This window comes from Candidatus Hydrogenedentota bacterium (genome assembly GCA_018005585.1).
Lineage (GTDB): Bacteria > Hydrogenedentota > Hydrogenedentia > Hydrogenedentales > JAGMZX01 > JAGMZX01.
In genome coordinates this window covers 22,645-31,573 of record JAGMZX010000058.1, presented here as the reverse complement: position 1 = coordinate 31,573, position 8,929 = coordinate 22,645, and the positions used below count along the sequence as shown (strand labels likewise).

The following is an 8,929-nucleotide window of genomic DNA, read 5'->3' as shown; positions in this document are numbered from 1 at the left end:
AATCGGCGCCAAGTCCTCCATCCAAAGCAAATGCTCCGGCAATCCCACCTTCAGCAGGTCTTCGAGGGAAAACGCGCCGCGAAGGTCACCTTCTTCATCTACTACGGGAATATCCAGCAGCTTCTTCGAGCAAAACAGCCGGATTGCGGTGTCGAGGTCATCGCTTTCCAGCAGCGTCGGCACATCCCGCTCCAGAATGTCTTGCGCGGTCAGATAGGAGGGCATGCGCTCTCTGTTCTCGGAGAAGAACGCACACACCGCCTCCGCCGACGGCAACTCAGCCACCCGCTGTATCGCGTGTGGCTCGCTGAAATGCTCCATGAGCACCGCCAAGACCTGCAAATACAGTCCCGGCGATGTCTTTGGCGTGAGAATGAGAGCAGTGACATTCACGAGTCCGCGGTCCGCGGCTTCAAACGCAATGCCGGCCCGCGACGTGCCAATTGCGATCATCAATCTCGGCAAGTTGACGACACGCGCATGCGGCAAGGCCAACCCCGGCGCAATAACGGTCGAATAAACGCGTTCGCGCTCGTTGCACGCGGCCACGACCGCTTCCCAGTCAAACCCGCCCTCGTTCCGGTGCAGCAGCCGCGCAAGCGCCTCAATCACCTCCGTGCCGGTTCGCGCCTCAATTTGGCAAATAACGTTCTGCTCACGCAGAAGGTCCGAGAAGATCTCTTCGCTCGCATCCATCTTTCTTCTCCCGCGCCATCGCTCTTGCGCGCCGCACCGCGCAAGATGGCCGGACCAGTCCCAATACCTTTGTTCATCTTCAAAGGAGGAACCGATACGTCAAGCATACCCTGTCGGGCAGTATCCCGCAAACCGGCGTCCCTGCCGGGAATCCGGCCCTCCTCCCTTTCTTGCCAGCGGTATTACGATGTATTATAATCGGCCAAAACCAAGAGGACCGACGCATGCCGGAAAAGAAACAGGAGATCATCACGTTCAAGGTAGACGCCGCTCTCTGGGAAGCACTGAGAACCATACCCAACCGGTCCGAATTCATCCGCACGGCGATTCTGACCGCGCTGGAAGGAGTGTGCCCCCTTTGCCGCGGCACTGGCACGCTGTCGGTCGCTCAGCGCAAACACTGGGAGGCCTTTACCAAGACGCACATTCTCGAAGAATGCGGCGACTGCCAGGCCGTGCATCTGGTTTGCACGGAGCAGAAGAAGAACCGTCTCGGAACGCGGACATCGCGTCGGTCGCCATGAGCCGGTGTTTCGCCACCCTTTTCGCTGCCGCGGCGCTTGCACTTGCTCTCGCGGCGTGCGGGACGAAAGCAGGTCCTGACCAGGGGACAATGGTGTTCGCAAGCGTGCCTCCTATCGGGTACCTGGCCGAACGGATTGCGGGCAGCCACGCGGTTGTCAGGGTGCTTATCGCCGGCGCTCAGGATCCCCACACCTTTGAGCCCAGCCCCAGCCAGGTTCTCGCGCTCAGCCGGGCACGCCTGTATCTGAATAGCCACCTCCCCTTCGAGACCCGTCTTCTTGGAAAAATCAGCGGCCAGACGACCCGGCTGAACGTGGTCGATCTGCTTGAAGGCGTGGACCGGCTCCCCGTCGACGACGCGCAGGGCCATGACCATGACCACAGTTGCGGAGACGAACACTTCGACGTGCACGCTTGGCTTGGCCCGGCGCAGCTACGCGTCCTGGCGCAGAATATCTGTCGAGCCCTTACGGCGGAAGACCCCGCGCACGCGGACGACTACCGCGCGCATCTCGAGTCCTTTCTCGCTGAATTGGAGGGTCTGCGCATGTCGATTGCGGGGAGACTCGCACCCTACGCCGGACGACGCTTCTTCGTCTACCACCCCGCATTCGGGTATTTCGCGGCGGCATTCCATCTTGAACAGGTCGCCGTGGAAACCGGCGGCAAGAGCCCCACTCCGAAACGCGTGCGCTCCCTCATCCATCAGGCTATCGCAGAACACGTCAATGTCGTGTTCGTTCAGCCCCAATATGCCGCACATGCCGCTTCCGCGCTTGCCGAGTGCATCGCGGGTCGCGTCGTGCCCGTGGACCCTTTGGCCGCGGACGTGCTCGAGAATCTGCGCCGCATAGCAGGCCATCTTGAGGAAGCTTTTCTCTTGCAGGACAAATCGAGGATGACCAATGAACCCGCAGCCTGAATCGACGCAAAATTCCGTTGCCACAACGCGGCCGGCCCGGCCGCATCGGCCCATCGTTTGCTTGAAAGACCTCTCCTTCGCCTATGAGGAGATGCCCATAATTGAAGGGGTGAACCTGGACATCGAAGAAGGCGCATTTGCCGTGGTGGTTGGACCTAACGGCGGCGGCAAGACCACGCTCGTGCGGCTCATCGCCGGCATGCTGCGCCCCACGGCGGGCAGCGTCCTTGTGTTTGGCCGTTCGCCCAGTCATGTGCGCGCGCGCATCGGGTACACGCCCCAGCATCTTCACTTTGACACCCGCTTCCCGGTCACGGTATTCGACGTGATATTGATGGGGCGCGTCGAGCGCCGTCTTGGCGGTCCGTACACCGCGAAGGACCGCGAAATCGCCCGGCGTGTCCTGGACGAGGTTTCGCTCGCCGAATACGCATCGGTTCCCTTTGCCAGCCTCTCCGGAGGGCAACGCAGACGCAGCCTCCTGGCAAGGGCGCTCGCTTCCGAACCGGACCTGCTGCTGCTTGACGAGCCCATGGCGGGAGTTGATGCCGCCGCCGAGAAGCGCCTCTTTGAACTGCTCAAGAGACTCAACCGCCGCATGACGATTGTCATGGTTTCGCACAATCTGAGTTTCGTCACCGGCTTTGTAGACAGCGTGATCTGCGTTAACCGCAGCGTTGCCCTGCATCCGACCGCGGCAGTCACGACGGAAGCCATCCGAAGACTGTACGGAACCGATGTCCGCATTATTCAACATGATTACCATTACCCCGAGGAGCGCCACCTCCATGATTGAGTTGATCGAAGCTCTGCTGGACCCCCAGGCGCCCTTTCTCCGCTACGCGTTTCTCGCGGGCATCCTTTCCAGCGTCGCGTTCGGCGTGATAGGCGCCTATGTCGTCGCCCGGCGCATCACCTATATTGCCGGGGCCATCGCGCACAGCGTGCTCGGCGGCATTGGCCTGGCCATCTTTCTGCAATACCGGCTCGGTTGGACCTGGTGCGAACCGTTGCACGGCGCCACGGCCGCGGCGCTCCTGTCGGCCGTGATTATCGGCCTGGCCGGGCTCTATGCGGGTGAACGGGAAGACACTATCATTGGCGCGGTCTGGGCCGTCGGCATGGGCGCCGGCCTGCTGTTTCTTCAATGGACTCCGGGCAACTACGACCCGATGAGCTACCTTTTCGGCAATATTCTCCTCATAACGAAGCGCGACCTGGTCCTGATTCTGCTCCTGGACACGGCCGTGATCGCGCTAGCCGCACTTTTCCACAACAAGCTGGTCGCCGTGTGTTTCGACAGCGAGTTCGCGCGGCTCCGGGGCGTGCGCGTTGAGGCCTATTACCTGCTGTTGCTGTGCCTCACCGCGCTGACGGTCGTGCTCCTGATTTCGGTCGTCGGCATTGTCCTCGTGATTGCGCTGCTTACCCTGCCCGCGGCCACCGCCGGTCAATTCGCCCGGCGGATCAGTTCGATGATGCTCATCGCCGTGACCTGCTGCGCGGGCGTGGTCGGCGGCGGCCTCGGTATCAGTTATTCCTTCGAGATATTGAGCGGCCCGGCCATTATTCTTTTGAGCGGCGGCGTGTACCTGCTTGTCGTTGCCGGAACCGCGCTCGCTCGCCGATTGCGCCTGGGAAAAGGGAAACCAGCCTCCGCAATCAGGGCGCGTGATGCGGAACAACAGGAGCACATTCAGGGAGGGGCCTGACCTTTCCTCCGCCAAGGGCGAACACTTCACCGGCGATTTCGTCTGTTCCTGCCCGAAAACGCATACGCCGCCGTTACTGACATGCCGCTAATCAGTATGGCCAGTCCGCCCAGGCGCGCCACCGGCACATGGGCCACCACATTGAGAGTTGCGGATTCGGAAAAGCGCACAGTGCCCAACGCATCGTAGACTTCGACCATGTAGATTCCCGCATCGTGCGCGTCAACGTCATCCAGAACCAGCGTATCTCCGTAGCCGCCGGCCACCGGCGCCTCGTCCTTCTTCCACACGTAGTCGAGAGGCGTGAACCCGCCACTGACGCCGACATGAAACACATGCGTTCCGCCGGCGGGCTTCTCCCCGCCCACGGGCTGCTCGGTGACCATGAGCGGCTCCGCCACGAATAATTGAGCCGCATCCGAAACGTAATTCCCGAGGTCATCCGTGATCTGGCACCAATACGCGCCCGCATCGGCCAAACGCACCGGCGCTATCGGGAGCACCCGGCTGTCGCCTCCAGTCTCGACGACCGCCTTATACCCATCGTCAAACCACCATCGGTGCAGATATCCGCCCAGTCCGCCGGAAGCCTCGACCTCGAACATCGCCGCGTCGCCTGCGTATGCATAGGCGTCTCGCGGCTGTTGCGTGAATGTCACGGCCGACGCCGCCGTTATGCCGGCGGGATCGGATACGTCGGCGCCCACGTCCGTCGTCACCGTGAGCCGCGCCGTGTAGGTGCCCGGGATTGCATACGTATGCCTCGGATGCTGCTCGCTGCTGCCGGTTCCGTCTCCGAAATCCCAGGACCAGTCATCAATCTGCGCTGTTCCGGCATCGGACTGGTCCGTGAAGACAACCGTGAAAGGCGCGACGCCGCGTGTGGCGGAAACCGCAAATTCGGCGACAGGCAAAGACCCCGATTCGTACGCGCCCATGTCCACCCCCGTCCCTTGCGGCCGGATAACGCCGCGAATATCCGTCGCCGGAGCGTCCACGACGGTTCCGCTGTCAATGCAGGAAGAACCCGGCTGCAATGAGAAGTCCCTGGCGCTTGCGTCCACGAATCCGGGGTGCATGGCGATATTGCCGTTTCCGCTGTAACCACCTTCGATATCGCTGTAAGAGACATTCGCGCCGCCAATGCCCGAATTTACAATCTCATTCGGGAAATCTTCCCAGAAGATGCAGTTTCTCACTGAGGGCGAGGCGAGACGGTTATACAACCCGCCGCCGTCGCCATCCGAGAAGAAGGCGCCATAGGTCCGGTTTCCATAAAACGTGCAATTCACTAGAACCGGCATACAGTCCTGGCTGTACATGGCGCCGCCTTGCCCGTCCGCGAAAAACGTCGCCCGCGCGTTATTCCCCGCGAAGATACAGTTTTCGAACCGCGCCGCCGACCCGCTCGCGTTGTAAACGGCGCCCCCGTGCCCCTGCGCCAGGTACGAACCCAGCGTAGCGTTGTCAAAAAACATGCAATTCATGATCAGCGGCGATGCGGCATTACCGTTATACAGGCCGCCCCCCGCATAGGTTGCGTGGTTGTTCCGGATCACGCAATTGGCGATGACCGGCGAGGCATTCTGTATAAACAGCCCCGCCCCCCGGTCGCGCGAGGAACCACCCGAGTTCGCGAGTCCGTCCTGGATGATGAAGCCGTCCAAGCGGCCGCTGGCGCCGCCAACCACGACGTGATAGGCGTGCGCCCCGTCACGCGCCGACGTCCCATCGATAACCGTGAGCTTGGCCGCCGGGTCCCGTTGGTGCAGCGCTTTCTCCGTACCGGAGAAGCCGCCGTATATCGCCACAGCCGGCCGCAACAGAAGCGCCCCCGTCGGGTCCGGTCGCGGTTCGTCATAAAGGCCCTCCGCGACCCATACTTCGCCGCCACTCAGGTTTGCCGCCGCATCGATGCCGTCCTGAATCCGCCGGAACGCGCGGTCCCAGGAAGTCCCGTCTTCCAGACCGGAGGCATTGTCCCGGTCCACATGCACGGCCGCATAGACCCGAACCAAATCCTCCACCAACATGGAATCGCTGCCCACGCCCGTGGTCACCGTCAAGGAAACGTCATACGCGCCGGCCGCGGTGTACGCATGCGCCGGATTCCGGCCGGTGCTCGTCGCGCCGTCGCCAAAATCCCACAGCCAGGCGGTAATTGGAGAATCTCCCGGCACGGAGGCATCCGTGAATTGCACCTGGAGCGGCATCTTCCCCGTTGCAGGGCTTGCCGTGAAGTCGGCGGTGGGCGCTGCCCCGCCCGACACCTGGATATAGCTCGCCCGTGTTTCCAGGTCGCTTCCCGAGGCGGTCATGACGGTTAGACTTACTTCATAGGACCCGGCGTTTTCATATGTATGCGCGGGATGTTGCAGCGTGCTGCCATGGCCGTCGCCGAAATCCCACGACCAATCCGTTATCGGGTGACTGCCGGGGGTCGACGTATCGGTGAACTGTACGGCAAGCGGTCTCATTCCCGCCATGGGCGCTCCATCAAAGGAGGCCGTCGGGCCAACCGGTTGTGCAACAGCGATGTAACCCGTTTCGGTCCCCGTGTCGTTCGACGCGGCCGTTGTCACGGTCAGCGACACAGAATAGACGCCAGCGTTCGCATATATATGCGTGGGATGCTGCTCGCTGCTGACGCCGCCGTCGCCGAAGTCCCACGACCAGGACTCAATCGGCTGCGAGCCGGGATTTGAGTTATCGGTAAAGTTCACGGCCAGGGGCGCAAACCCGTTCCTGGGGCCCCCCGTAAACGCCGCGTCAGGCGCAAGGTTCGCACGTATGCAATCCGGGCGCGTCCGGGTATCCGATTGTCCATTTGCGTCCGTAACGGTCAGGGATACGCTGTAAACGCCCGGACCAAAAAGAAAGCTCGGGTTCCGCGCGGTGCTGTCAGCAAGGCCATCGCCGTCGAAATCCCAACGCCACGCGGTGATTGCCGAACTGCCGTTCAGAGAGGTATCCGTAAAGACCACCGCAAGCGGCGCCAGCCCGAACACCGGAGAGGCCGTGAAATCCGCCGTGGGCCCCGACGTAACGTGGATGTAATCGGCCTCGACGTGCGCGTCGCTGCCCAGCGCCGTCGTCACCGTCAGCGCCACGGTATATTTGCCCGGCGCGGTGAATACAAACACCGGCATCGCGGCGGAACTATCCACCGCGCCATCGTTGTTGAAATCCCACGCCCAGCCGGTAATCGGCGAAGTCCCGGGCTCCGAAGTATCCAGGAACAGGACGCTCAGGGGCCCCGGCCCGCTGCGCGACATGGCGGAAAAGGACGCGGTCGGCAAGCGTGTATACTCGTACGCTCCCACATCGGTGCCCGCCCCCTGAGGCCGCGCAGTTCCCGCGATGTCGACCGGCGGGGCCCCTGCCGCCACTCCCGTATCGATGCACGCCGAACCCGTTCGAACGCGGAAATCGTGGCCCGCCGCGTCGTCAAACAACGGGTCCGCGACTTGGGAATGAGCATCAAAACCGCTGACCAGTCGCCATCCGCTGAACGCGAACCTCGCATCATTCCACCGGAACGCCGTGCTGTTGTCCGGGTAGTAGACATTGTAATCCAGGCTCGTATTCGTCGCGTTGCGGTGCCAGACCAACTGCTCCTGGGACGAATGAACGACATTGTTCCGGCACACGGTATTCTGCGTCGTGCCGAACGCGCCATAACTCCCGATATATATGCCCGAGCGCACACAGTCGTACACCGTGTTGTTGTACAAGCTGACGTTGCTGAAATTGAAGATCTGGATCCCCTCAAACTCGTCATAAATGATGTTGTTGTAGGCCGTGTTCCCCGTCTTGTCCGTCAAGCCGATGTTAGTATCCCCGTCAAAGCGGATACCCCCGCTGCGTTCCGTAAAGCCGGGGATGCCCACCTCTTCCTCGCTGAAGATGTATTGGTCGTGCACCTCATTATTCCGAACCACATTGCCGTTTCCACAACGATAGAAATTGATCCCGAAACAGTCGTTCTCGTCCTGACAACATGCGTATACCTCGTTCCCGTCCAAAACGTTGCCGTCGGCATTCAACCCGGTGATGACGATACCGGAGGAACCTTGCTGATAGACCGTGTTTCCCGATACGATGTTCCCGGCGCTGTCCATGATGAGTATGCCCGAACCGCCGCTATCGTGAATCATGTTTCCGCTGCACACGTTCCTCTGGGAAACGTTCTGCCCCCAGACAAACAGGCCGCTCCCGTTCCCGCCATAGCTGAGCGACTCCGTACTGCCGGTAATACCGAAGATGCGGCAATTGAGAATCGCGTTCCGTTCGCCCCGGCCGGCGGTGTCGGCCGTCACAAAGACACCCGCATAGCCCGCGCTGTCGAAAATCGTGACATTGTCAATCCGCGCATCGTTCGTATTGTACAGGCGGATACAATCCACGCCGTGACACAACGCAATATCCCGGAAGGTGACATAGGAGCACTGCAGGAACTCGACGAGGAATTGACGCGTGGAAGCCTCAATATTCGCCGGCGCGTCGCCGGAGTAAATGGTTAGAACGCCGTTTGCCCAGTGCCATTCCAGAGGCGCGTTCACCTGCGTGTCCAGCGGCTCCCGGCGCCCCTTCACTCCGTCAAACACCGTGACTTCCGGCGCCGTGGCAACATTCGCGGTGTAGCGGTTCCCTCCTATCGCGGTCCATCCGCTCACGAGGTCCGCGCCGTCAATCACGGGGTCCGCGCCAGCGCCGTATGCGCTAAATACGATGGGGATTGCCGCAGTGCCTGACCGCATGACCAGGAGCCGCTCACGCCAGACTTCCCCCCGCTTCAGAAGCACGGCATCGCCGGGGTTCAACGCCAGGTAATTGACCCGGCCCAGGGTGCGCCACGCCAGACTCGGCGTTGTGCCGCTGCGCGTATCGCTGCCATTCGTGGCGTCTACATAATACGTTGCAGCCCCGGCTGCCACGCCAAAACATAGCGCTACCGCCAAGAGTACTAACCTGGCTCCCCCTGCCAGGCCATTCCAGCGGGCGATACCCCTTGCCATAGACCTTTCCGGACCTTCGCCCCCCGGAAGGTGTTTTTATGCTATCTCCGTTACCT

General features: G+C 61.5%; 6 protein-coding genes. 4 read left to right on the top strand and 2 right to left on the bottom strand.

The features are described from left to right. Positions 1–696: PTS sugar transporter subunit IIA (locus KA184_11665; GenBank protein MBP8130226.1), on the bottom strand; the 696-nt coding region annotated here is incomplete at its 3' end. A 224-nt stretch (positions 697–920) separates the two neighbouring features. Between KA184_11665 and KA184_11660 the strand changes: the two genes are divergently transcribed. The 4 genes from KA184_11660 to KA184_11645 all read left to right on the top strand — a co-directional run bounded on the left by KA184_11660 (position 921) and on the right by KA184_11645 (position 3,855). Further along, positions 921–1,220: a CopG family transcriptional regulator gene (locus KA184_11660; GenBank protein MBP8130225.1), complete on the top strand. Its 300-nt coding sequence runs from the start codon at positions 921–923 to the stop codon at positions 1,218–1,220. A gap of 104 nt (positions 1,221–1,324) precedes the next feature. Continuing rightward, positions 1,325–2,143: a zinc ABC transporter substrate-binding protein gene (locus tag KA184_11655; GenBank protein MBP8130224.1), complete on the top strand. Its 819-nt coding sequence runs from the start codon at positions 1,325–1,327 to the stop codon at positions 2,141–2,143. Continuing rightward, positions 2,127–2,939 carry a metal ABC transporter ATP-binding protein gene (locus tag KA184_11650; GenBank protein MBP8130223.1) on the top strand — a complete coding sequence of 271 codons (813 nt, stop codon included), beginning with the start codon at positions 2,127–2,129 and terminating at the stop codon, positions 2,937–2,939. Before KA184_11655 ends, KA184_11650 begins: the two co-directional genes overlap by 17 nt. Further along, the gene (locus KA184_11645) at positions 2,932–3,855 is read left to right on the top strand and encodes a metal ABC transporter permease (GenBank protein MBP8130222.1); all 924 of its coding nucleotides are present in this window, start codon (positions 2,932–2,934) and stop codon (positions 3,853–3,855) included. Before KA184_11650 ends, KA184_11645 begins: the two co-directional genes overlap by 8 nt. A 26-nt stretch (positions 3,856–3,881) precedes the next feature. Here KA184_11645 and KA184_11640 read toward each other — a convergent pair whose 3' ends face one another. Next, positions 3,882–8,873 (bottom strand): PKD domain-containing protein, encoded by a 4,992-nt coding sequence (locus tag KA184_11640; GenBank protein ID MBP8130221.1) that lies wholly within the window; start codon positions 8,871–8,873, stop codon positions 3,882–3,884. Between the last annotated feature and the right edge of the window lie 56 nt (positions 8,874–8,929).

Excerpts from the sequence above, each read along its gene's own strand:
- KA184_11640 (MBP8130221.1), bottom strand. The coding sequence starts at position 8,873 with ATGGCAAGGGGTATCGCCCGCTGGAATGGCCTGGCAGGGGGAGCCAGG.
- KA184_11650 (MBP8130223.1), top strand. The coding sequence starts at position 2,127 with ATGAACCCGCAGCCTGAATCGACGCAAAATTCCGTTGCCACAACGCGG.
- KA184_11660 (MBP8130225.1), top strand. The coding sequence starts at position 921 with ATGCCGGAAAAGAAACAGGAGATCATCACGTTCAAGGTAGACGCCGCT.
- KA184_11645 (MBP8130222.1), top strand. The coding sequence starts at position 2,932 with ATGATTGAGTTGATCGAAGCTCTGCTGGACCCCCAGGCGCCCTTTCTC.